We start from the raw sequence: 22,584 nt of genomic DNA on the forward strand, positions 1-22,584 counted from the left end.
TTATTGTTTTAGAAGTACCGCATTAGCTACAAAAGCCCTGGAGCTTTTTGGTGAAGTAATCGCAGCTATTTCTGCTTCAGACTTTCCCTCATCTTCTGCATAATGCTTTTGATCTTCAACTGACATTTCATTTAAAAAAGCTTTCCCTTTAACGATTACCTCAGTGTTTTCAATATTTTTTGGAACAAAAAAGCCGTAATCTTTAAAAGTTACCCTTACATCATTTTGTTCGGGAAGCTCTACCACCATCCAACAGCCCTTCTTTTTACAAACGCTCTTTATTTTTGATGCAAATTTAATCTCCAGAGTGTCACCGGGTTTTAATGAAGTATACCTTTCCAGGGCCTCAGCATTCGTTAGGCTGTTTTCAGGTGAAATCTTTTCTCCGTAAGAATTGTAAGAAACAGGAGTTGATTGATCTAAAACCTCAACTTCTGTTTTAGATTTTTCTCCATTACAGGCTATAAAAATTAACGATAAACCAAGGAGGAACACAATTTTTCTCATATTATTATATTTAGTTAAAACACTGTAGGCAAACAAATTTACCAAAACTTTAGATTTTGATTCTGTTTTAATTTAGGTAAATTTGTGTGCTAAATTAATGATAATGAAATACGATACTAACCAGCTTGAAATAAACAAAGTCCAAAAGTCTAAAATTGAAGAAGTAAATTTTGACAACCTGGTTTTTGGCGAAATTTTCACAGACCACATGTTTGAATGTGATTATGATAATGGCCAATGGCAAACCCCTAAAATTAGACCTTATGGTCCCATAGAAATGGATCCATCGGCAAAAGTATTTCATTATGGGCAGGCTGTTTTTGAAGGAATGAAGGCTTATAAAGATGAAGACGATCAAATTTGGCTTTTTAGACCGGAAGAAAATTTTAAAAGGATCAACAAATCCAGCGCAAGGTTAGCTATTCCGGAGTTTCCGAAAGAATTTTTCTTTAGCGGTCTGGAAGAATTGTTAAAATTAGATAAAGCCTGGATTAAAAAAGGTTTTGGAAACTCATTGTACATTCGCCCGTTTGTAATTGCTACCGAGGAGGGCGTGTCTGCAAACCCATCAACCAAATATAAGTTTATGATTATTTGTTCCCCGGCACAAGCCTATTACAGTGGCGAAGTAAGGGTTCAATTTTCAGAGAAATATAGTCGTGCTGCCAATGGTGGGGTCGGTGCCGCAAAAGCTGCCGGAAATTATGCCGCGCAATTTTACCCAACCAATCTTGCTAAAGAGGCCGGTTTTCAACAAATAATTTGGACCGATGCCAATACCCACGAATTCCTGGAAGAAGCAGGAACAATGAATATTTTCTTTAGAATTGGCGACAAACTAATTACCGCGCCTACAAGCGATAGGATTTTAGATGGAGTTACCCGAAAAAGTGTCATAGACCTGGCTAAAGATCTTAATATTGAAGTAGAAATAAGAAAAGTAAAAGTTTCTGAAATTGTAGAGGCGGCAAGAAATGGTGAGTTAAAGGAAATTTTTGGTTCTGGTACCGCAACGGTAATTAATCCTATTTCTGGCTTTGGATATAAAGACGAAAAGTTTGAACTTCCTGAGCTGGAAGATTCTTACGGAAAGTCATTTAAAGATCAGCTAATGAAAATTCAATACAACCAGGCCGAAGACAGACATGGTTGGAGATATTTGGTAAAATAAAATACCGGTATTTTCACAAAAAACAAAGAAGCTGTCTGAAAAGGCTTTAAAACCGTCATCTTGAATTTATTTCAAAGCCTGCCCCGATTCTTTATCGGGGATCTAAGGTGGTGGTAATTAAAAGCAAGTTAGAAGTTGAAAAAAGTTCAGCTTGACGAGAATAGACTTTTCAGACAGCCTCTTTTTAATGGAATTAAAATTATCTTAATCTTTAAGTACTTTGGCTATATTAGGCTTTACATAGCCCGGCCCTTTAATTACTTTCCCGCTTTCATTATATAATGGTTTTCCGTCTTTATCAAGCTTGCTCATATTACTTGCCTGTATTTCATTAAAAATTGCTTCAATTTTGTGTTCTAAACCGTGTTCTATAATAGTTCCGTACAAAACATATAACATATCACCCAGGGCATCGGCCACTTCCGTAAGGTCTTCCCTATTCACAGCCTCAAGGTATTCTTCGTTTTCCTCTTTCATTAACTCGTAACGTAAACGGTTCTTGCCTTTACCCAGGGAGGCCCTCGGTTCTTCAGAAATGCCTAATTTAAAGACCTTGTGAAATTGCTTTACTGCAGAGAGTCCTTTCTTCATTTTAATAAATTTTAAATCGATTATAGATTAAGCCTAAAACCTTAACTTTGCATAAAAGTATATAAAAATGTTTAGCACCGGGCAACTCGTTTTCGCAGGCTTATTTATAGTTGTTTTTGTAATTGTTATTACACTTAGTTACAAAAAAGATACTTTATTACACAAAAAGCAATATAAAGGAAGTATGTGGGTACTTGTAGCTTTTCTTGCTTTTATAGGTTTACTGTTTATACTCAAAACATTTTTGAATCCCTAAACACCTTATTTACAAAATATTGTTAAAATAAGTATCTTCGTTACCAAACCAACTCCTATGAAAATTTTAAAATACCTTTTCTTTCTCCTATTGATAGTAATTATTGCAGGATCCATTTATATAGCCACAAAAGATGGAAATTATCAAATTGAAGAAACTAAAGTAATTACCGCTCCGGTAGAAATGGTTTTCCAGGAAGTAAATGAACTTAAAAACTGGGAAAATTGGGAACCATGGTCTACTGAAAACGATGATATGATTATTGAATATGGAGCAAAAACCAGTGGTGACAGCGCCAGTTATTCCTGGAAAAGTGAAGCTGCCGGCGATGGTGAGATAAAAACTATTTCTGCTAAGCCCTATGCTGAAATTGAACAGGAACTTGTTTTAAAAACACCTTTCGGAGAATCTACAAGCCAGGTATACTGGGAGTTCAATGAAATTAAAAATGGAACTGAAATTATTTGGGGAATAAAAGGGCAACAAAGTTTTATGGAAAAACTGGCCTTTGTTTTTCAGGAACAAAGTATAACCGAAATGATGCGCCCAAAATTTCAGGAGGGACTTAACAATATAGAAAACGTAATCTTAAATAAAATGGACACTTATACCATTAATGTAGATGGCGTTATTCAGCACGGTGGTGGTTATTATATGTATACCACTACGGCAAGTAAAATTAGTCAAATAGACAAAAAGATGACATCTATGTTTAGTGAAGTTTCTGGCTATATGGATAAAAATGAAATTGAGAAAAGCGGCAATCCTTTTATACTTTATAATCAATGGAACGAAACTGCAGGAACAGCCATTTTTTCGGCGGGAATATTTACCCCCAGTGAAGTTATCACTCCGGCCAATAGTGAAATTCTAACAGGGCTAATGCCTAATCAAAAGGTTCTAAAAACCACCTTAAAAGGGGATTATAAGAATCTTAAAGAAGCCTGGAACACTGCCTATAATTATATACAGGCCAATGAACTTGAAGTAGCCGAAGATGCCAATAATTTTGAGGTTTACTTAACTTCGCCCGAAGAGGTTGCAAATCCGGCTAAATGGATTACCCATCTTTATATTCCAATAAAATAAACCTCTATGTTTAAACAGCTATTATTGATTTTTGTAGGTGGTGGCCTGGGTAGTACATTTCGATATCTAATCAGTAAAAGTTTAAATTCTGAGCGTTTTTTTATACCCTATGGTACTTTTACCGCAAATATCCTTGGTAGTTTATTACTTGGTTTAGTGCTGGGCTATGCCGCAAAACATAATTTCCTTAATTCGAATACCGTTCTATTTCTTGCCGTGGGTTTTTGCGGGGGCTTCACTACCTTCTCTACCTTTGTCCTTGAAAATCAGGCGCTCTTGCGGTCGGGAGATTATCTAAATTTCTTTTTTTATGCCTTTGGAAGTATAATTATTGGAATTTTAGCTGTTTTTCTAGGTCTTTTTATCTGGAAACTCTCTTAACAGACATCAAAAATTTTACAAACTACATAATTTTATCACTTTTTAAAAAACAACCCCTAATTTTATAGGGATTGTTTTTAAATATTTAGTATAAATTAACCAATACCCCCCTATTTTTTTAGACTAAAACCGATATTTTTATACTTTTATACAAACTAAAAGTAGATTTGTATGAAGAAAATAGAGGCAATAATTAGAAAGTCTAAATTTGATGAAGTTAAGAAAGCACTCCACGAAACCGAAGTAAATTTTTTTACATATTGGGATGTTACCGGGGTAGGTAACGAAAAGCAAGGTCACGTTTATCGCGGCGTATCTTACAGCACCAGTGATATTCAACGACGCAAAATCTCTTTAGTAGTATCAAATCATAATTTAGAAAGAACGGTAGAAACCATCTTAAAAGTTGCATACACCGGCTCTGTGGGAGATGGGAAGATTTTTGTAAGCCCGGTAGAAGAAGCCTACCGTATAAGAACTAAAGAAAAAGGAACCGATTCGCTTTCCTAAATATCAACTCATTAAAAAATTTATCCTTATGGAATTACTTACTACTAATAATGTTTGGATGATGGTATGCACCGTCCTGGTATTTTTTATGCATTTAGGCTTTTCTCTTCTTGAGGTAGGACTAACCAGGCAAAAAAATGCTATTAACATCCTATTTAAAAATGTTTTTATTATTTGCGCGGGCTTATTAACTTATGCTATACTTGGATTTAACCTAATGTATCCAGGCTCATTTTTAGCCGGTATTATTCCCGATCATTTCTTTGACCTATTTGGGTTAAACGCCCCGATAACAGATGGTGCTTTAGACCTCGCCTATAACAATGGGTATACCTACTGGACAGACTTCCTTTTTCAGGGTATGTTTGCCGCAACCGCAGCCACTATAGTTTCCGGGGCAGTGGCTGAAAGAATTAAGCTGGGAAGTTTTATGCTTTTCTCTATAATCTATATTGCCATTATTTATCCTATTATAGGTTCCTGGAAATGGGGTGGCGGATTTTTAGACGAAATTGGTTTTTACGATTTCGCCGGTTCCAGTCTGGTACATTCTGTAGGTGGATGGGGGGCCTTAATAGCTATTTACCTATTGGGTGCTCGTTTAGGTAAGTTTGGAAAAGATGGCCGATCTCACGCCATTCCCGGACATAATATTCCTTTGGCTACGGCAGGTGTATTCATTCTATGGTTAGGTTGGTTTGGGTTTAATGGTGGCTCTGTCCTTTCAGCCGATCCTTCCCTGACCTCTATTACCCTTGTAACCACTTGTCTTGCTGCTGCATCTGGTGGGCTTGCTGCTTTTTTAGTTTCTACCATAGCTTATAAAAACTACGACCTTACTATGTTCTTAAACGGAATTTTAGGTGGGTTGGTTGCTATTACCGCCGGTGCAGATCTTATGTCTCCGTTAGAAGCTGTACTTATTGGCTTGATAGCCGGAGGAGTTATTGTATTTGGAGTTTCCTTAATCGATAAACTTAAACTGGACGATCCCGTTGGGGCGGTAGCCGTTCACCTTGCCTGCGGAATTTGGGGTACGCTTGCCGTAGGAATCTTCGGAACCCTGGCCGGCTTAGATCAGTTTCTTACCCAGCTAACAGGTGTGGGCATTATTGGTGCTTTTTCCTGTATTTCTGCTTATATAATTCTCTCGGTTATTAAATCTACAATGGGACTAAGAATGGAAGAAAAAGAAGAAACCGAAGGTCTTGACACTCATGAACACGGCATGAATGCCTATGCTGAATTTGGAACAGCGCAGAACAGATAAATAAATTACCTCGGCGCAAGCACACGAGGCATTCGTGAAAAACAAATTTTTAATTTCGAGGCAAGCCTAGGGGTATTATACCCTTAGGCGGTGCCACTAAATAGCAAAACGCACAACGGCAGGATAAGCGAAAATATTGTTTGATGATTTCAAGGCAAGCCTGATGGTATTAAGCCTTTATTATAGAGTAAATAAGTAACCGATTTAGATTATCGAGGCACTTATTTAAACTTTTACACACCTGCCTTTATAGCTATTTCCCAATAGTTTTGAGTAGGCACTATAGGAACAATAAAGTCTAAAGGCTTTATTAGAATTCAAATAAATGAAATCACCCTCCGGTATCCTTAAATCAAGGTGTCGTCCGCCGGAGTAGGTGGTTTCTGTATTGGTAAGATTTGTAAACGGCAGAAACAGCTAATCATAAGATTCCGAATCTGAAATTAAATCCTAATAAAAAACATTCAAATTAAACTCCCTTCCATTAGTGCTAAAGTATAATTCTTCATATTTCACTTAAATCAGTGTTCTTAGTACCTTATTTTCAGTTTAAAAGAAACTTCAGACGCAGTTCTTAAAAAATGAACTATCACATTAAAAGTTGAATCAATTTTAAAAAAGAAGACGCTCAGGATACCTAAATTTCATCTTCATATCCCACTGAAACCGGACTGTAATCTTTGGTTGTCAATTGAAGTATGGGACGGCATTAAGAAGTAAAAGCTTAATGATTTCATGTTAACTACCTGCCTTGTAATACTTTGCTTCACCCAGGTACTCCCTAATTTTATCATTATATGCTTTACTTAGTTTTAGATCTAAAATACCTTCAATATTATATAGGGCATCCATATCCTTATAACCGGTTTTAAGTAAATCCTCAAGGTAAAGTAAAGCCGTTTCGTGATCTCCATCATGTCCCGCAATTTTAATAATAGTAAGATAAGCTGCAGGATCGTCTTTAGCGAAAATAGTGCGAAGCACACTCACAAAGATTTTGGATTTTGCTTTTGCCTGAGAGTTTATATATGCATTATAATAGGTTTCACTATAATTATCTAAAAAGCCAAGAAGCCTACTAGCCATTTTTTGTTTGGGACCGGTTAATTTCTCTGATTGTTGCTTTAATTCTTCAACCTGGGCCACCCACCAACCTATATTTTCAAAATTGGAAATCGCCACATCGGCATCTAAATAATAAACATACTCCTCCTGCTTCTCATTTTCTGTATTGATAGCGTTACGATAATCACGTCTTTGTTGCTTAAAGGCTTTATTGCGCCTAATATTCTTTATTTGGTCACCCAAATCTACTTCAAGGCCAAAACCGTCATACTTGTCTTCAATTTGCTTTAATTTTTCAAAGGATTGATAATAATTGCGAGTACGCCTTAAAACCTGGGCATACTCAACTTCGGCATTATAGAGGGCTGTAATTAAATCTAAATCTGCAAGCCTTTTCCCATTTTTTATAGCTTGCAATGTAAAGCCTGCAACAGCGTTTTCTATCACATCCATGTTAGGCCATTCGGTTTTACCGTTACACGAATAAAAATTAATTTCTGTAGGAAAATTCTCTTTATCCAAATAATCTTTTATTTCAGTCAAAACATTCTTAGTATACTTATCATCACAGGCCACCGCGCTAAAAAAGAACTCTTTTCCGGTATTCAAATAATCAGTATTCAACCAGGAATTTTCTACCGCTAATACTCCTGCTATATTATTATAAATAAAAGGCAGTGCACTTGCTAATTGCCCACCTTCAGCCAGACCTGCTATAAAAACCTGCTCCCTATCTATAGCAAACATGCCATCTACCCGGTTAATAAGTGGTGCTATTTTAGTAATGTTATTTTTTAAAGAATCTTGTTTAAGGTTTATATTAGACGCTGCAATTATATAAGATTGCTTTTCGGCTATGGTTCTAAAAAATTGGGCAGTTGCCCGCCCCCTACCCTGAGGATCGAAAACAAAAATTACAGGCCATTCTTTCTTTTCATCAAAATTTCGAGGAAGATAAATTGCAAAATCGTCTTCTAAGGTATCGCTAACCGGAATTGAATCTACAATAGTACCAAAAGGAATTTTAAGCTCCTGACTATTTCCCAATTGATGAATAAAGATTAAAAGCAAAATTAGAAAAGGAATCTTTTTTATCATAATATGGAGTAATTAGTATAAATATAAGCATAGATATCAAAGATCGTGCATAAAAAAACCCTCATCATTAGATGAGGGCTTATAAATGTTATATAGGATATCTTTTATTTCTTAACGCGTTGTAGTCTTAAGTTGTCGTTTTTAAAAAAGAGGCGTGCAACTAGAGACACTACCAGTAAGTCTGCAAAGACCAGAAATAATACTCTTACTACTTCAATCCCTTCAAAGTTTAAACCCGAAAATCCTATTGCGCCGGTTAAGGCTGCCATAATTAGAAATAATGTACTATACTTTCTCATAATGCAATTTCTTTTAAACAAAAATAGCCAGAGTATAGTCGTTGTAATATTAATAAAATTACAATTTGCTATTATTTAACTAAAGACAATACAAGCTTCAAAATTTAGTTAAAATAGACTCAAAAATTCAGTTAACTTATCTGAAGTAGAAAAAACAGAACAAAATATTCTTCTATAGCCTTAATAACTAAGGCCAAATCATCCCTAATTTTTTAAGAGAATTTGGTATTATTCTTATTTATAGGAGCAAAGGCTACCACTTGAGAAAGAACGATATGTGTTTTGGTCTCACCATAAGTAATTAGTTTATCTATTAATTCTTCTAAATGAGACTGGTCTCTTAAAATAACTTCCATTATAATATTTTCGTTCCCGGTAATACGATAACAATTAATCACTTCCGGAAACTCCTTTACCTTCTCCAAAAAAGGTTTTAACCTCCCCATAAAAGCACGAAGGGTGATCACGGCTTTTAACTGATGCCCTGTTTTATTGTAAGATATTTCAGTTTTATAGCCTTTTATGATCCCCGCATCTTCCATTTTCTTTACCCTTTCTGCCACTGCCGGCGAACTTAAGCCTATTTCCCTCCCAATTTCCGCAAAAGAATATCGGGCGTTTTCCTGTAGACGAGTTAGAATAGCCCAATTAAGCTCATCAATTTGCATATTAAATTTTTATTTAAGTAATACCATTTAATCAAAGGTAAAACATAATTTTAAGTTTAAAACATTAAGTCAGGCTATTTAATTTCTCGCTAATTTTATGCTGAAATTAATGATTCATGGCACAGGTTTTTTCCAACAATACAAACCAAACACCGGTATATCATAAAGCACTGGAAATCTTTAAACTTTCCAGGGCAATGGCCGTACATTTTACGCAAGATAAGCACGTATTGGAAATGAGTATTTCTAGCTGTCCTAAAAACAGGTATGCCGGAGACCTTATAAACGAATCCCTTCAACTAGCTCCAGTGGTTGCCTCTATAGCTACAGCAAAAAACCACAACTCCAGGTTAGAACGTGTTAGAAATATTAAAAAGCTAAGTAAAAGCTTAAAATTACTTTGCAAAAACCTTGAATTTTCTGGTGTAAGGGAAAGTGAGTTTTTAATTTTATTGAAGAAAGAAATTCACCTATTTGATAAAATGGTAATTGATTGGATTCAACAACTTAGAAAAATTTAGTTTTTCTAAGATTGTTATTCATAAAAAGCAATTTTAATACCTTCTATAAGCATATTAGTTCCTATAATAGCTATAATTAAGCCCATTATTTTTTCGATCACAACAATTTTATTCTGACCTATAAATCGTACTAAATACTCACTGGAAATAAAAGCGAGGTGATTTAAAAACATAATTAAAGCAAACATGGCCACCACAATTCCCATATCCATATAACTGGCAGTTGTAGTATAGTTTACTGCAGTTACAATAGTTCCTGGCCCGGCCAGAATTGGAATTGCCAGTGGAGAAATAGAAATACCTTCGTTAAAATCTACTTCTGTCTGGTTATCAATACTCGACTGTTGTGCCCTTATCATTTCAAAACCTACAAAGAAAACCAAAATCCCACCCGTAATTTTAAAGGCAGGAATAGTTAATCCAAAAAGTTGAAAAATATACTTCCCCAACAATACAAAACCTGTTACAATCACAAAAGCCGTAAAAGTCGCCTTCTTTGAGATAAACCGCTTTCTTTTACCATCGGCCTGCTTTGTTAGGCTTAAAAAAATAGGAATATTCCCTACCGGATTATTAATTGCAAAAAATGCGGTAAACGCGCCTATGGCATATAACCAGATATTTTCCATAGCAATATGTTTTTGAAACTTACGCAGTTACAGGTTAAAATTAATAATTTGCAAAACTAATCTGAAATTTTAGCTCTACCCAATAAAAAGGATAAAAGTTTTAAGTACTATGGAATTAGATAATTATAGAAAACTACCATTATTTCAAAAAGCAGAAGAAATCTGTAGCATGGTTTCCCGAATTGTAGACCTGATCCCTGAAGAAAATGAAATGCTAAAAAGCACCGGCGATTTTATGATGGCAGATGCTTTAAAGCTGCCGGCCAAAATTGCAGGGGCCGAAGGAGCCGATATTTACGACATACGCATGGAAAATGCTGCTATAATTAGAAAAAGCGCGAAAGATATTTATGTGTCTTGCAATCATTTTTTTGCAGATGAATTTAAAGAAACCGAATACTTACATCTTTTGCGAGCAACTATTGAGGAATTTCGGGTGCTTTTTGCCGAATGGGTAAAAACATTTGACCAATGGAACTATATTATTGATAGATGGGGATTGTTTAACCCGCCGGGAATTAATTATGACGATATAGATCCAGATGATGACATCCCATTTCAATAATCCGTTTGATGGGAAAATCCGAAAAAAATTAGGTGAAAATAAGCGATTCGCACACTTTTCCGAAACAAAATTCCCGGTGAAAGAGATCCCGATTTCGCTGCGCTCTTCGAGATAAGCGATTCGCACACTTTTCCAAAGCTATAGCTTTGGAAAAGTGGCTCTCTGCTTACATATTTCTTCTATACTGCCCACCAACCTCGAACATTGCCTGGGTTATTTGGCCCAGGGAGCAAACTTTGGTAGCTTCCATTAATTCTTTAAAAATATTCTTGTTTTTAATAGCTGCCTCTTTAATCTTCTCTAAAGCCTCTTCGGCTGAATCTTCCTTGGCTTTATGCAGGGTATTCAAAGTTTTAAGTTGATGCTGCTTTTCTTCTTCTGTTGCCCTAATTACTTCTCCCGGAGTTACAGTGGGAGAACCGGTAGAACTTAAAAAAGTATTTACACCAATAATTGGGTAATCCCCATTATGTTTTAAAGTTTCATAATGCAAACTTTCCTCCTGAATTTTACCGCGTTGGTACATAGTCTCCATGGCACCAAGCACACCTCCCCTTTCGGTAATTCGGTCAAACTCGGTTAAAACGGCTTCTTCCACAAGATCGGTTAACTCTTCGATAATAAAAGAGCCCTGAATTGGATTTTCATTCTTGGCAAGCCCTAATTCCTTATTAATAATCAACTGAATCGCCATTGCCCTTCTCACCGAAGCTTCTGTAGGTGTTGTAATAGCTTCATCGTAAGCATTGGTGTGAAGCGAATTACAGTTATCGTAAATAGCATAAAGCGCCTGGAGGGTTGTTCTAATATCGTTAAAATCTATCTCCTGGGCGTGTAATGACCTGCCAGAAGTTTGAATATGATATTTTAGCATTTGTGCTCTGGGGTTTGCCCCATATTTATGCTTAAGTGCTTTAGACCAAATTTTACGTGCCACCCTTCCTATTACCGCATATTCGGGGTCAATTCCGTTAGAAAAGAAGAACGAAAGGTTTGGACCAAATTTATTGATATCCATTCCCCGGCTTAGGTAATATTCAACATAGGTAAACCCATTGGCCAAAGTAAACGCCAACTGGGTAATTGGATTGGCACCGGCTTCAGCAATATGGTATCCTGAAATTGAAACCGAGTAGAAGTTTCTTACTTTTTCTTTTATAAAATACTCCTGTACATCTCCCATTAGCCTTAAAGCAAATTCTGTGGAGAAAATACAGGTATTCTGTGCCTGGTCTTCTTTTAAAATATCGGCCTGTACGGTACCGCGAACCACATTCATAGTTTTCTCCTTTATCTCCCGGTAGACCTCTGCCGGTAGTACCTGGTCTCCGGTAATTCCCAATAGCATTAAACCAAGTCCATTGTTACCTTCGGGCAACTCACCGCGATAAGCAGGACGATCCAGGTTGCGATCGTCATAAAGCTCTTTATATTTTTCTTCAACCTTATTTTCCAATCCATGCTCCTTAATATACTTCTCGCATTGCTGATCTATGGCTGCATTCATAAAGAAACCAAGCAACATAGGTGCCGGCCCGTTTATGGTCATACTTACCGAAGTCATCGCATCGGCCAAATCGAAGCCTGAATAGAGTTTTTTAGCATCATCCAAACAACAAATAGAAACCCCTGAATTACCAATTTTCCCATAAATATCTGGACGTTTATCCGGGTCATTTCCATAAAGCGTAACCGAATCGAAAGCGGTTGAAAGCCTTTTTGCAGGCAAGCCCATACTCACGTAATGAAACCGCCTATTGGTTCTTTCGGGGCCACCTTCACCGGCAAACATACGGGTAGGGTCTTCTCCCTGTCTTTTAAAAGGGTAAAGACCGGCGGTATAAGGAAATTCTCCCGGAACATTTTCCTGAAGGCACCATTTTAAAATATCACCCCAGGCTTTATATTTTGGAAGGGCAACTTTTGGAATTTGAGTATGCGAAAGCGACTCGGTATGCGTATCTATTTTTATCTCTTTGTCGCGAACCTTAAATGAATAAATGGGCTCTACATATTTATTTACTTTTTCCTGCCAGCTCTGAATCACTTCCCAGTTATAAGGATCTAAATCCATTTTCACACGATCAAACTCTGCAAAAAGCAATTTTAGAAAATCCTTTTGAGAGTCCTGAGAAAACACCATAATCTCTTCCTGATCAAGACCGTGCTTTTCTAAGTATTTAGATTGATTACCTGTCATTTCCAAACCGGAAACCGACTCGATTGTTTTAAAAACTCCGTATAGTTTTTGCGCTACATCTGCCTGGCTTGCTGCTTTTTCGTCGTAACTCCTGTTATTTTCAGCAATTTCTGAAAGGTAACGGGTTCTTTTGGGCGGAATCACGAAGATTTTCTCACTCATTTCAGCTGAAATCTCAAAAGTAGAATTAAGATCGGCTTTTGTTTTTTCGGCAAGCTTATCCATAATTTGGCGATACAGGGTATTCATACCCGGGTCGTTAAATTGGGAAGCTATGGTTCCAAAAACCGGTAATTTCTCAGCATCTTCATGCCATAATTGATGATTTCGCTGGTATTGTTTTTTTACATCCCGCAAGGCATCCTGTGCGCCGCGTTTATCAAACTTATTAATAGCTACCAAATCGGCAAAATCAAGCATATCAATCTTCTCCAGCTGGGTAGCGGCACCAAACTCAGGGGTCATCACGTATAAAGCCACATTAGAATGATCCATAATTTCGGTATCACTTTGCCCAATTCCTGAGGTTTCCAGGATTATCAAATCAAATTCGGCTGCCTTCAGTACTTCAACGGCCTCTGCCACATATTTTGAAAGTGCCAGGTTAGATTGGCGGGTAGCCAAAGAACGCATATAAACATGTTTATTGTTTATAGCATTCATTCGTATTCTATCGCCCAGCAAAGCCCCACCGGTTTTACGTTTAGAAGGGTCTACCGAAATAATCCCAATATTTTTCTCCGGAAAATCGCTTAAAAACCTACGTACCAGTTCGTCTACTAAACTGGATTTTCCTGAGCCACCGGTTCCGGTAATTCCAAGCACAGGAATTTCGCTGTTTTTATTATTATCTCTTATAGGCTGAAAATGTTCTATAAAGGTATCGTGCCTGTTTTCGGCCAAAGAAATAAGTCTGGCAATTGTATTTACATTTTTATTTTTTAAATCTGAAGCAACAGAGATTTCTTCAACTAAATTGGGCGTTTCAGAATCTACGCGCTTCACCATATCATTAATCATTCCCTGCAACCCCATTTCACGGCCATCATCTGGGGAGTAAATACGGGTAATTCCATAGTCCATCAACTCCTTAATTTCTTCAGGAAGGATTACGCCTCCGCCACCACCAAAAATAGCGATATGACCGGCATTTTTCTCCTGAAGCAAATCGTACATATATTTAAAATATTCGGTATGGCCACCCTGGTACGAGGTCATGGCAATAGCCTGTGCATCTTCCTGTATAGCGCAGTTAACCACTTCATCTACACTACGGTCATGACCAAGATGAATCACCTCAACCCCGGTAGATTGAATAATACGACGCATGATATTTATAGCCGCATCGTGCCCATCAAAGAGCGAAGCCGCGGTTACAATTCTTATTTTATTTTTAGGTGTATATGGCTTTTGTTGTTCCATTGCTAATTATCTCTGAAATTTTGAGCTGCAATTTACGAAAATTGTAATTCTAAAGCGGCTGCTATGATATTAATATAATTCTGAATACTACTATTCTGAAACATTCGGAAATGTGTAATTTTAAGACCTTAAAGCCTAATCATGTCTAAAATCACCCTTTTAATTCACTGCCCCGACACTTCTGGAATTATCGCCCATGTTACTTCCTTCTTTTATAAAAGACAGGGAAATATTTTTTATATAGACCAATATGTAGACCGGGAGAATACGGTTTTCTTTATGCGTTTAGAATGTGAATTTACCAAGCAAACCAATATTAGGAATATTAAAAATGAGTTTAGGGAAACTGTAGCAGAAAAATACAAAATGTCATGGGAAATATACTCAGACCATACTAAACCTAGAATGGCAGTTTTTGTTTCTAAATACGACCATTGCCTTTACGACATTTTAAGCCGGTATAAATCGGGCGAACTCGAAGTAAGTATTCCTTTAATTATTAGCAATCACAAAGATCTTGAGCAGGTAGCCAAAAATTTTGGGATTCCGTATTATCATATTCCGGCAACCGCAAATACAAGGGAGGAGGCCGCTAAAACCCAGCTTGAATTACTTCAAAAGGAAAACATAGATTTTATTGTTTTGGCCCGGTATATGCAAATAGTACCCAAATCTTTAATAGCGGCCTTTCAGAATAAAATAATCAACATTCATCATTCTTTTCTACCTGCATTTGCCGGAGCCAAACCCTATCACCTGGCCTATAAAAGAGGGGTGAAAATAATTGGAGCTACCAGCCATTATGTAACCGAAGAATTGGATGCAGGTCCTATAATTGAGCAAGACATTGCACGAATTTCGCATAGTCACTCAATTAAAGATCTTATTTTAAAAGGTAGGGACCTGGAAAAAATTGTCCTGGCCAGGGGTATAAAATATCATATTGAAAGAAAAACCCTTGTTTACAATAATAAGACTATAGTTTTTATTTAGACGATACTTTCCCGGACAGTCTTTGATCTAAAAAATGATACATTTGCAAATTAGCCCGGAAAAAATCTACCGGGCATCACAATAAAAAAATGGAATTAGAGGCAAGCCCAGTGCATAAAGTCTCGATTATCAAGAAAAAAATCCTTATGAAGAAACTAACTCTTATCTTTTGTGTTTTATTGTTTTCATCCTGTGCCGAGCTTCAGCAAATCGCCAGTCAATATCCGCAGGTTGGTGTTAGTAATACAGAAATAGCTTCCGGGTTACGCCAGGCGCTGGATATGGGTATAGAGAAGCAGGTGAGCAAACTTACCAAAGAAAATGGCTTTTATAACAATGAATTAGTTAGAATAACTTTACCTCCAGAATTACAAAAAGTAGATAAAACACTTCGTGATGTAGGTTTAGATGCTTTGGCCGATGAAGGCCTAAAAGTACTAAACAGAGCTGCCGAAGAAGCCGTTAAAGAAGCGACCCCAATTTTTGTGAATGCTGTAAAGGAAATAAGCTTTAATGATGCCAGGAATATTTTATTGGGGCAAAATAACGCAGCCACCTTGTATCTTACCAATAAAACCGAAAAACCACTTTACAATAAATTTAATCCGGTAGTAACCAATTCACTCGAAAAAGTTGGAGCCACCAGGGTTTGGAACAATATTATTACTCGATATAACAACTTACCCCTAACTAATAAGGTTAATCCAGACCTTGCAGATTATGTTACCAACAGAGCCCTTGATGGTGTTTATACAATGATTGCGGTAGAAGAAAAGGAAATAAGGGAAAAAGTAGCTGCAAGGAGTACCCAGCTTTTACAACGTGTTTTTGCATTACAGGATAGTCAATATTAAACCTCAACATGGTGCCCTAAAAAAACAACCAATCTCACAGTGAAGGGAATTATATAATATTTTAACATTTAAAAAGCTAAGTATAAATATTTTAGAGGAAGATTAACGCATACTTAGCAATGCTTTGTCGTTGTGCAGCTTAACTTTGCAACAAAGACAAAAGCAGTATTATGTTTAAAATCTTTGAGACAAAATCTAAGGAAGAATGCCTTTGTGATAAGTATAAGAGCCTTATGCACAAATCTTATAAGGTGACTCTTACCGATAAAGAAGAGAGCGACAGATTAAATGCAAGAGCAAAAAAATTTTAAAAGAGCTTAAAAGAATGCGGTACGATAAAATAGACCGCTAAAAATTAAGTGCTTTAAAATAATCCATCGCTTTTACCAGCCGGGAACCGTACCAACTAAAATATTCACCATCTACCAATTTTATTTCAATATTTAATTCTGAAAAGTAAGGTTTATGCTTCTCTGCAAATGGAAAGGGCTCAGACGAAAGCAACAATAAATCGGGTTTTTTAGCTTTTATTTCCTGTAAAGAAGTTTCGGGGTATCTTGAAGTTTGAAAAATATTTTCCAGTTTATTCAATTTCAAAAGTTCATCTACAAAAGTATCTTTCCCCACCACCATTAAAGGTTCTTTCCAAATAAAATAAGCAATCCGTTTAGCGGGTTTATGCTTTAGTTGTTCCTGAAGTTTCCCCATTTTTTCCTTAATGGAACCAATTATGGCTTTCACCGGGGCTTCTTTATCAAAAATCCTGGCATACTGCTGCATTAACTCGAAAGAATCTTCAATCTTAATAATATCTGAAACATGTACAGGAGCTATTTCCTGAAGCTCTTCTACCATTTTCTTTGTGTTCTCTTCTTTATTACACAAAATGATATCGGGTTTTAAAGCTTTTATCCTTTCCAGTTTTACTTCTTTTGTACCCCCAACAATGGTTTTGGTTTTTCGAAGATGTACAGGATGCACACAAAATTTGGTAATTCCTACCAAATTTTCTTCTAAACCAAGGTCTACCAAAAGTTCGGTTTGGCTGGGGACTAAAGAAATAATTCGCTGAGGCGCGTGCGGAAGACTAAGCCTTCTATGTAACTGATCTATGAGCTTCATTAAAACTTAAAGCTGACTTAACTCTTCGGCCATTTGTTGCTGTAACACTTCGGCTTTGGCTCCGGCGATTTCAGCAAAATTTGAAGATTCGGAAGCATAGATAATTTTTCGGGAAGAATTTACCAGGAGACCTACATTTTTTGTCATTCCGTATTTACAAACATCTTCAAGTTTGCCTCCCTGAGCACCTACCCCGGGTACCAAAAGAAAGTTTTCGGGAATAATTTGCCTTATTTCCTTTAAGAATTCGGCTTTGGTAGCTCCCACTACGTACATTAAATTTTCTGAATTCTTCCAGGTTTTTGAAGTTTTAAGTACTTTTTTATACAGTTCTTCCCCGTTAACCTGTTGTGTCTGGAAATCGAACGCCCCTTCGTTAGAGGTTAACGCCAATAAAATGGCCTGCCTGTTTTTAAACTCCAGAAAAGGCTCTACCGAGTCTTTCCCCATATAAGGTGCCACAGTTACCGAATCGAAACCAAGATCCTGAAGAAAAGTTTTAGCATACATTCTTGAGGTATTTCCAATATCGCCACGCTTGGCATCGGCAATTGTGTAGATTTCGGGATATTGGTGATGGAGGTAGTTTATTGTTTTTTCCAACGCCTGCCAACCTTCAACCCCATTCGCTTCATAAAAAGCAATATTAGGTTTGTAGGCCACACAAAATTTATGGGTAGCATCTATAATAGCCTTATTAAATTCAAAAATAGGATCGTCTTCCGATAACAGGTAGGTAGGAATCCTATCTATATCTACATCCAGCCCCACACATAAAAATGATTTTTTCTTAAAGATTTGTTCAGTTAATTCTTGTGGAGACATAGGTAATGATTTGTAGTTAGTATAATTTAAAATATAAAAGAAAATTCCGCTTTCGCGGAAAGGTTTCTTGAAATAAAAATCGAGGTTATTGAAAATTTATTAAAATCGTCATTCCAAATTCATTTCAGCATCTAATTAATATCCCAAACCAGTTAGAATCTCGAAGAAAAATTAAATATAAAGCCTGAAAACAAGATCATCTTGACGATAGTAGGCACCTCCGTAATTGTTAAAAAATATCTGAGTTTTCCTTTAGTTTTTCGGTATTTTCTACCAATCGCAATTCATCAATTATTTTTTGAATATCCCCATTTATGATATTTGAAAGATCATAAAGCGTAAGGTTTATACGGTGATCTGTAACCCTTCCCTGGGAATAATTATAGGTTCTAATTTTAGCACTACGGTCCCCGCTGGAAACCATAGAATTTCTTTTAGCGGCATCGGCTTCCTGCTTTTTGGCAAGTTCCATTTCGTATAAACGAGAACGCAATACCCTAAAGGCTTTTTCTTTGTTTTTATGTTGCGATTTTTGATCCTGGCATTGTGCTACCAAACCGGTTGGTTCGTGGGTTAAACGCACCGCAGAATAAGTGGTGTTTACAGATTGCCCACCGGGACCGGAAGAACAGAAATAATCTATTCTTACTTCTTTTGGGTCTATCTCTACATCAAACTCTTCAGCCTCCGGAAGCACCATTACCGTAGCCGCCGAAGTATGTACACGCCCCTGGGTTTCGGTTTGCGGAACACGCTGTACACGGTGCACACCGGCCTCAAACTTCATAGTTCCATAAACATCTTCGCCCGAGACTTCAAAAATCATCTCTTTAAAACCACCACTGGTACCTTCGCTGTAGTCTACAATAGTATGCTTCCAGCCTTTACTCTCAACATATTTAGTATACATTCGGTAAAGATCTCCAGCAAAAATACTGGCTTCGTCCCCACCGGTACCAGCCCTAATCTCTATCACCACGTTTTTGGCATCTTCCGGATCTTTAGGCACCAGCATCATCCTAATCTTTTCTTCCAACTGCGGAAGTTCCTTTTCGGCCTCTTCCAATTGCATCTTGGCCATTTCGGTCATCTCGGCATCACTACCGTCGGTAATAATCTCTTTGGCTTCCTCTATATTATTGGTGAGCTCTATATATTTTTCACGCTCATCCATTAAGGCCCTAAGGTCCTTATATTCTTTGTTTAATTCTATATATCGTTTTTGATCTGCTATCACATCGGGTTGAATAATCAAATCATTCACCTCATCAAAACGCTGCTTTACTATATTAAGCTTCTCGATCATATAATCACTCTGATTTTAGGAGAACAAATTTACGATAATTTGATCGATTTATTAGATTGAAAAAAGAATTGTAATTTGAAAGTCTAAAAGACACTAAATAATGACCAAAATCAGGGCGGTTTTCTATTTCTATCGGCAATTTATTTTAATCTCTGTTTCCCTGAATTTTCTTTTTCTGCTCTTCGAAAACCCTGTAATATTTATCTTGCTTATTAAACTTTTTTTAAGTGTAGCCCTCTATTATATTTATAAAAGCTCTCTCAATCATTTCTTCCTATTTTACCAAAACCTTTCCTTAAGCAGCTTTCAACTATTTTCTTTTGGTTTTCTAATCGATGTTATTTTGCTACTTATTTCTGCGGAAATTTATTTGAAATTAACATGAAGTTTGAAATTGATAATATTGAACTCTACTTTGGCAATAGGCAAATCTTACACGGAGTTTACCTAAAAGCTGAAACGGGAAAAATAACCGGGGTTCTTGGTGCAAACGGTTCCGGAAAAAGCAGTTTACTAAAGCTTTTCTTTGGTAGCCTGAATTCCACGCATAAACTAGTAAGAATAGATAATAACCCCTATTTAAAACCACTATTTAAATCTGGATTAGCGAAGTATTTAGCACAACAAAGTTTTATTCCACCTGAGATGAAGCTAAAAACCGGTTTTCATTTTTTTAAAGTAAGCCTTAAGAAATTTACACATATTTTCCCCGAATTTAAAAACACAGAAAAACATCGGATAAAAGAATTTTCTAGCGGGCAACGCCGACTTATAGAAATTTATATTTGCATAAATAGCCGGGCTAAACTCATTCTTTTAGACGAACCTTTTTCACATCTTTCGCCATCGTATATTGAAAAAATTAAGGAATTGCTCCAAAAACTAAAGAAAGAAAAAGCGATAGTTATCACAGACCATATGTATAAGCATATACTAGATGCAAGTGATGAGCTCTATCTATTAAAAAACGGCTGTTCTAAATTAATTAAGAAAAAAAGCGATTTAGAAGATTATCGTTACTTAAACCCCAAAACTTTGCAATAAAATACAAGTCAAAGCTTTAAATCCTGCTGTTCTATATTATTATATGCAGAACCTTCTAAAGGTGTTATCCCGAAAAGAAGAATTAGTCCCAAGGCTAGAATATGAAAAAACCTATCGGGATAATAAAATGAAGGTACTTCCAGGTAAAAAGCGATAAAAAAATTAACGTCAGACAGGGCTAAAAAAAGTGTTCCTAGCAAAAAGTAAAAGCTTCTTCTACTACTAAACCTATTATTATAGGTAAATGCAAGGCCTATTAATAATATTGTTAAGGCCGTAAGCATTAAATAAGCCGGGGAAAACGAATTGTATAAATAAGCTTCAGGCACCATACCCAACAACTCAAATGACAAGTAAATATTAATAGCTATTACGACAATGCCCAGGATCAATTCGAAAAAATTAAATTTCACCGATCGAATCTTAGGAAAAACAATAAAGATCAATAAGAAAAAAATAAGTGACCTGGCTAGAAATGTTATAAAATTAAAAACAGCAATTTCATAATAAACCAGGGCTATATCGCAAATTAAATAAGCTATTAAAACATAGTTTATTTTTGGTTTTAAAACTCCTAAAGAGCAACTCCAAATTAAAAAATAAAGTGAATTTGCCACTCTAAACCACCTACTATCTTCTTCAGCTAAAAAACAAATACTAACTAGATTAATAATCACCCAGAATAGTGTAGAAGCAATTATAAATTTAGGGCTATAAAGGTTCTGTGTATTCGACAAGTGGATACGTTTTAAAGTAATTAAAAAGATGCTTAAAAAAATTACAGTCGTTACAAAAGTTTGTTTGCATCCCAAACTTTTTTATAAACTAATGTTTCGGTTAAAATAAAATGGAGTCTCTATTTAAATCAACCTCTATTAAGTTAATCTTTTTATTTAGGGTTTTAAAATAAACTATAAAAACTTTAATAGTGAAACTCCCCCAGCTCACTCTTTATAGTAAGTTTTTTCTCTTCCGAAGCCTCTACCCTTCCAATAACCTGTGCCCCTACGTTAAAAGATTTTGATATTGCAATAATCTCATCGGCTATCTTAGGATCTACATAAAGCTCCATACGGTGCCCCATATTAAACACCTGGTACATTTCTTTCCAATCGGTTTTACTTTCCTGTTGAATAAGTTTGAAAAGTGGCGGCACTTCAAACATATTATCTTTAACGATATGCAAATTATCTATAAAGTGAAGAATTTTTGTTTGTGCCCCCCCACTGCAATGTACCATTCCATGAATTTCCTTGTTACTAAATTTAGTAAGTATTTTTTTTATGATAGGCGCATAGGTTCTGGTTGGGGAAAGCACTAGTTTCCCGGCATCTACAGGTGCATCTTCAACTAAATCTGTTAAGTTTTTGGTTCCTGAATAGATTAAATTTTCAGGAATATCGTTATCAAAACTTTCAGGATACTTTTCGGCTAAAACCTTAGAAAAAACATCGTGCCGCGCAGAGGTAAGTCCGTTACTTCCCATCCCTCCGTTATATTCTTTTTCGTAAGAAGCCTGCCCAAAAGAAGCAAGGCCAACAATTACATTTCCCGGTTTAATATTGGCGTTATCAATAACCCCAGCTCTCTCCATTCTGGCAGTAACCGTAGAATCTACAATAATAGTACGTACCAGATCACCTACATCGGCAGTTTCACCACCGGTAGAATGAATGTCTACACCAAATTCTTTTAATTCGGCAATCAATTCTTCGGTACCATTAATTATTGCTGAAATCACCTCTCCCGGAATTTTATTTTTATTCCTACCAATAGTAGAAGAAAGCATAATATTATCTGTGGCACCCACGCAAAGCAAATCATCAATATTCATTATCAGGGCGTCTTGCGCTATTCCTTTCCAAACCGAAAGGTCTCCGGTTTCTTTCCAATACATATATGCCAGAGAAGATTTTGTTCCGGCACCATCGGCGTGCATAATTAAACAATGCTCATTGCTGCCGGTAAGATAATCGGGCACAATTTTACAAAATGCCTTCGGGTACAAACCTTTATCTACATTTTTAATTGCATTGTGTACATCTTCTTTACCTGCTGAAACTCCGCGTTGCGCGTATCTTTTACTTACTTCCTGACTCATAATTCTTGTATTGAGGCCTCAAAGATAAACAGATTAGATTAGCCACTGAAGTAATCTAAAGTAAAAAAAACGCTAACAAATAAATTACTATGATTAT

Annotated in this window: 24 protein-coding genes; 11 read left to right on the forward strand and 13 right to left on the reverse strand. The window is 36.4% G+C overall.

The window, feature by feature from the left end; translation table 11 throughout:
• A complete protein-coding gene (locus I6U50_RS08440) occupies positions 1-507 on the reverse strand; it encodes a DUF4920 domain-containing protein (protein WP_198638511.1) in 507 nt (168 codons plus the stop codon).
• A gap of 103 nt (positions 508-610) precedes the next feature.
• Between I6U50_RS08440 and I6U50_RS08445 the strand changes: the two genes are divergently transcribed.
• Positions 611-1,678, forward strand: a complete 1,068-nt coding sequence (locus I6U50_RS08445) for a branched-chain amino acid aminotransferase (protein ID WP_198638512.1) — start codon at positions 611-613, stop codon at positions 1,676-1,678.
• Between the two features lie 204 nt (positions 1,679-1,882).
• On the opposite strand, the gene I6U50_RS08450 is transcribed toward I6U50_RS08445, so the two are convergent.
• Positions 1,883-2,269: a pyrophosphohydrolase domain-containing protein gene (locus I6U50_RS08450; protein ID WP_198638513.1), complete on the reverse strand. Its 387-nt coding sequence runs from the start codon at positions 2,267-2,269 to the stop codon at positions 1,883-1,885.
• A 313-nt stretch (positions 2,270-2,582) separates the two neighbouring features.
• On the opposite strand from I6U50_RS08450, the gene I6U50_RS08455 reads away from it, so the two are divergent.
• The 4 genes from I6U50_RS08455 to I6U50_RS08470 all read left to right on the forward strand — a co-directional run bounded on the left by I6U50_RS08455 (position 2,583) and on the right by I6U50_RS08470 (position 5,775).
• A complete protein-coding gene (locus I6U50_RS08455) occupies positions 2,583-3,614 on the forward strand; it encodes an SRPBCC family protein (protein ID WP_198638514.1) in 1,032 nt (343 codons plus the stop codon).
• Between the two features lie 6 nt (positions 3,615-3,620).
• On the forward strand, positions 3,621-3,995 hold the full coding sequence (gene crcB, locus I6U50_RS08460) for a fluoride efflux transporter CrcB (protein WP_198638515.1): 375 nt from the start codon (positions 3,621-3,623) through the stop codon (positions 3,993-3,995).
• A gap of 171 nt (positions 3,996-4,166) precedes the next feature.
• The gene (locus I6U50_RS08465) at positions 4,167-4,505 is read left to right on the forward strand and encodes a P-II family nitrogen regulator (protein ID WP_198627612.1); all 339 of its coding nucleotides are present in this window, start codon (positions 4,167-4,169) and stop codon (positions 4,503-4,505) included.
• A gap of 28 nt (positions 4,506-4,533) precedes the next feature.
• Positions 4,534-5,775: an ammonium transporter gene (locus I6U50_RS08470; RefSeq protein ID WP_198638516.1), complete on the forward strand. Its 1,242-nt coding sequence runs from the start codon at positions 4,534-4,536 to the stop codon at positions 5,773-5,775.
• 225 nt (positions 5,776-6,000) lie between these two features.
• On the opposite strand, the gene I6U50_RS16165 is transcribed toward I6U50_RS08470, so the two are convergent.
• From I6U50_RS16165 to I6U50_RS08490, 4 genes are all read right to left on the reverse strand, one after another.
• Positions 6,001-6,192, reverse strand: coding sequence for a DUF1684 domain-containing protein (locus I6U50_RS16165; protein ID WP_198638576.1), 192 nt, complete (start codon positions 6,190-6,192; stop codon positions 6,001-6,003).
• A 321-nt stretch (positions 6,193-6,513) separates the two neighbouring features.
• Positions 6,514-7,938, reverse strand: a complete 1,425-nt coding sequence (locus I6U50_RS08480) for a hypothetical protein (protein ID WP_198638517.1) — start codon at positions 7,936-7,938, stop codon at positions 6,514-6,516.
• Positions 7,939-8,042: 104 nt separating this feature from the next.
• On the reverse strand, positions 8,043-8,237 hold the full coding sequence (locus tag I6U50_RS08485) for a DUF1328 domain-containing protein (protein WP_198627615.1): 195 nt from the start codon (positions 8,235-8,237) through the stop codon (positions 8,043-8,045).
• Positions 8,238-8,449: 212 nt separating this feature from the next.
• Positions 8,450-8,905, reverse strand: a complete 456-nt coding sequence (locus tag I6U50_RS08490) for an Lrp/AsnC family transcriptional regulator (protein ID WP_198638518.1) — start codon at positions 8,903-8,905, stop codon at positions 8,450-8,452.
• A gap of 116 nt (positions 8,906-9,021) precedes the next feature.
• On the opposite strand from I6U50_RS08490, the gene I6U50_RS08495 reads away from it, so the two are divergent.
• Positions 9,022-9,426: a hypothetical protein gene (locus tag I6U50_RS08495; RefSeq protein ID WP_198638519.1), complete on the forward strand. Its 405-nt coding sequence runs from the start codon at positions 9,022-9,024 to the stop codon at positions 9,424-9,426.
• Positions 9,427-9,440: 14 nt separating this feature from the next.
• Here I6U50_RS08495 and I6U50_RS08500 read toward each other — a convergent pair whose 3' ends face one another.
• Positions 9,441-10,055: a MarC family protein gene (locus I6U50_RS08500; RefSeq protein ID WP_193711133.1), complete on the reverse strand. Its 615-nt coding sequence runs from the start codon at positions 10,053-10,055 to the stop codon at positions 9,441-9,443.
• Between the two features lie 109 nt (positions 10,056-10,164).
• On the opposite strand from I6U50_RS08500, the gene I6U50_RS08505 reads away from it, so the two are divergent.
• On the forward strand, positions 10,165-10,620 hold the full coding sequence (locus I6U50_RS08505) for a hypothetical protein (protein WP_198638520.1): 456 nt from the start codon (positions 10,165-10,167) through the stop codon (positions 10,618-10,620).
• A 166-nt stretch (positions 10,621-10,786) separates the two neighbouring features.
• On the opposite strand, the gene I6U50_RS08510 is transcribed toward I6U50_RS08505, so the two are convergent.
• A complete protein-coding gene (locus I6U50_RS08510; protein ID WP_198638521.1) occupies positions 10,787-14,242 on the reverse strand; it encodes a methylmalonyl-CoA mutase family protein in 3,456 nt (1,151 codons plus the stop codon).
• Positions 14,243-14,383: 141 nt separating this feature from the next.
• Here I6U50_RS08510 and purU point away from each other — a divergent pair, with 141 nt between their 5' ends.
• The 3 genes from purU to I6U50_RS08525 all read left to right on the forward strand — a co-directional run bounded on the left by purU (position 14,384) and on the right by I6U50_RS08525 (position 16,400).
• Positions 14,384-15,235, forward strand: coding sequence for a formyltetrahydrofolate deformylase (gene purU / locus I6U50_RS08515; protein ID WP_198638522.1), 852 nt, complete (start codon positions 14,384-14,386; stop codon positions 15,233-15,235).
• Between the two features lie 146 nt (positions 15,236-15,381).
• Positions 15,382-16,089 (forward strand): DUF4197 domain-containing protein, encoded by a 708-nt coding sequence (locus tag I6U50_RS08520; RefSeq protein WP_193711137.1) that lies wholly within the window; start codon positions 15,382-15,384, stop codon positions 16,087-16,089.
• Positions 16,090-16,259: 170 nt separating this feature from the next.
• On the forward strand, positions 16,260-16,400 hold the full coding sequence (locus tag I6U50_RS08525; RefSeq protein ID WP_232805901.1) for a Lacal_2735 family protein: 141 nt from the start codon (positions 16,260-16,262) through the stop codon (positions 16,398-16,400).
• 37 nt (positions 16,401-16,437) lie between these two features.
• Here the strand turns inward: I6U50_RS08525 and I6U50_RS08530 are convergent, their stop codons facing one another.
• From I6U50_RS08530 to prfA, 3 genes are all read right to left on the reverse strand, one after another.
• Positions 16,438-17,211: an ABC transporter substrate-binding protein gene (locus I6U50_RS08530; RefSeq protein ID WP_198638523.1), complete on the reverse strand. Its 774-nt coding sequence runs from the start codon at positions 17,209-17,211 to the stop codon at positions 16,438-16,440.
• A 6-nt stretch (positions 17,212-17,217) separates the two neighbouring features.
• Positions 17,218-18,036 carry an orotidine-5'-phosphate decarboxylase gene (gene pyrF / locus I6U50_RS08535; protein ID WP_198627621.1) on the reverse strand — a complete coding sequence of 273 codons (819 nt, stop codon included), beginning with the start codon at positions 18,034-18,036 and terminating at the stop codon, positions 17,218-17,220.
• Between the two features lie 229 nt (positions 18,037-18,265).
• Positions 18,266-19,342, reverse strand: a complete 1,077-nt coding sequence (gene prfA, locus I6U50_RS08540; RefSeq protein WP_198638524.1) for a peptide chain release factor 1 — start codon at positions 19,340-19,342, stop codon at positions 18,266-18,268.
• Positions 19,343-19,723: 381 nt separating this feature from the next.
• Here prfA and I6U50_RS08545 point away from each other — a divergent pair, with 381 nt between their 5' ends.
• Complete coding sequence (locus I6U50_RS08545; RefSeq protein ID WP_198638525.1) at positions 19,724-20,386, forward strand: ATP-binding cassette domain-containing protein; 663 nt, start codon at positions 19,724-19,726, stop codon at positions 20,384-20,386.
• Positions 20,387-20,394: 8 nt separating this feature from the next.
• Here I6U50_RS08545 and I6U50_RS08550 read toward each other — a convergent pair whose 3' ends face one another.
• Both I6U50_RS08550 and I6U50_RS08555 read right to left on the reverse strand, forming a co-directional pair.
• Positions 20,395-21,123 (reverse strand): hypothetical protein, encoded by a 729-nt coding sequence (locus tag I6U50_RS08550; protein WP_198638526.1) that lies wholly within the window; start codon positions 21,121-21,123, stop codon positions 20,395-20,397.
• A gap of 185 nt (positions 21,124-21,308) precedes the next feature.
• Positions 21,309-22,487 (reverse strand): AIR synthase related protein, encoded by a 1,179-nt coding sequence (locus I6U50_RS08555; RefSeq protein ID WP_198638527.1) that lies wholly within the window; start codon positions 22,485-22,487, stop codon positions 21,309-21,311.
• Between the last annotated feature and the right edge of the window lie 97 nt (positions 22,488-22,584).

Source organism: Salegentibacter maritimus (genome assembly GCF_016236975.1).
Taxonomy (GTDB): Bacteria; Bacteroidota; Bacteroidia; order Flavobacteriales; family Flavobacteriaceae; genus Salegentibacter; species Salegentibacter maritimus.

Excerpts from the sequence above, each read along its gene's own strand:
- crcB (WP_198638515.1), top strand. The coding sequence starts at position 3,621 with ATGTTTAAACAGCTATTATTGATTTTTGTAGGTGGTGGCCTGGGTAGT.
- I6U50_RS08455 (WP_198638514.1), top strand. The coding sequence starts at position 2,583 with ATGAAAATTTTAAAATACCTTTTCTTTCTCCTATTGATAGTAATTATT.
- I6U50_RS08530 (WP_198638523.1), bottom strand. The coding sequence starts at position 17,211 with ATGAAGCTCATAGATCAGTTACATAGAAGGCTTAGTCTTCCGCACGCG.
- I6U50_RS08470 (WP_198638516.1), top strand. The coding sequence starts at position 4,534 with ATGGAATTACTTACTACTAATAATGTTTGGATGATGGTATGCACCGTC.
- I6U50_RS08525 (WP_232805901.1), top strand. The coding sequence starts at position 16,260 with ATGTTTAAAATCTTTGAGACAAAATCTAAGGAAGAATGCCTTTGTGAT.
- I6U50_RS08520 (WP_193711137.1), top strand. The coding sequence starts at position 15,382 with ATGAAGAAACTAACTCTTATCTTTTGTGTTTTATTGTTTTCATCCTGT.
- I6U50_RS08500 (WP_193711133.1), bottom strand. The coding sequence starts at position 10,055 with ATGGAAAATATCTGGTTATATGCCATAGGCGCGTTTACCGCATTTTTT.
- I6U50_RS08440 (WP_198638511.1), bottom strand. The coding sequence starts at position 507 with ATGAGAAAAATTGTGTTCCTCCTTGGTTTATCGTTAATTTTTATAGCC.
- purU (WP_198638522.1), top strand. The coding sequence starts at position 14,384 with ATGTCTAAAATCACCCTTTTAATTCACTGCCCCGACACTTCTGGAATT.
- prfA (WP_198638524.1), bottom strand. The coding sequence starts at position 19,342 with ATGATCGAGAAGCTTAATATAGTAAAGCAGCGTTTTGATGAGGTGAAT.
- I6U50_RS08505 (WP_198638520.1), top strand. The coding sequence starts at position 10,165 with ATGGAATTAGATAATTATAGAAAACTACCATTATTTCAAAAAGCAGAA.
- I6U50_RS08495 (WP_198638519.1), top strand. The coding sequence starts at position 9,022 with ATGGCACAGGTTTTTTCCAACAATACAAACCAAACACCGGTATATCAT.
- I6U50_RS08445 (WP_198638512.1), top strand. The coding sequence starts at position 611 with ATGAAATACGATACTAACCAGCTTGAAATAAACAAAGTCCAAAAGTCT.
- I6U50_RS08555 (WP_198638527.1), bottom strand. The coding sequence starts at position 22,487 with ATGAGTCAGGAAGTAAGTAAAAGATACGCGCAACGCGGAGTTTCAGCA.
- I6U50_RS08480 (WP_198638517.1), bottom strand. The coding sequence starts at position 7,938 with ATGATAAAAAAGATTCCTTTTCTAATTTTGCTTTTAATCTTTATTCAT.
- I6U50_RS08465 (WP_198627612.1), top strand. The coding sequence starts at position 4,167 with ATGAAGAAAATAGAGGCAATAATTAGAAAGTCTAAATTTGATGAAGTT.
- I6U50_RS08490 (WP_198638518.1), bottom strand. The coding sequence starts at position 8,905 with ATGCAAATTGATGAGCTTAATTGGGCTATTCTAACTCGTCTACAGGAA.
- I6U50_RS08545 (WP_198638525.1), top strand. The coding sequence starts at position 19,724 with ATGAAGTTTGAAATTGATAATATTGAACTCTACTTTGGCAATAGGCAA.
- I6U50_RS08450 (WP_198638513.1), bottom strand. The coding sequence starts at position 2,269 with ATGAAGAAAGGACTCTCTGCAGTAAAGCAATTTCACAAGGTCTTTAAA.
- pyrF (WP_198627621.1), bottom strand. The coding sequence starts at position 18,036 with ATGTCTCCACAAGAATTAACTGAACAAATCTTTAAGAAAAAATCATTT.
- I6U50_RS08485 (WP_198627615.1), bottom strand. The coding sequence starts at position 8,237 with ATGAGAAAGTATAGTACATTATTTCTAATTATGGCAGCCTTAACCGGC.
- I6U50_RS08510 (WP_198638521.1), bottom strand. The coding sequence starts at position 14,242 with ATGGAACAACAAAAGCCATATACACCTAAAAATAAAATAAGAATTGTA.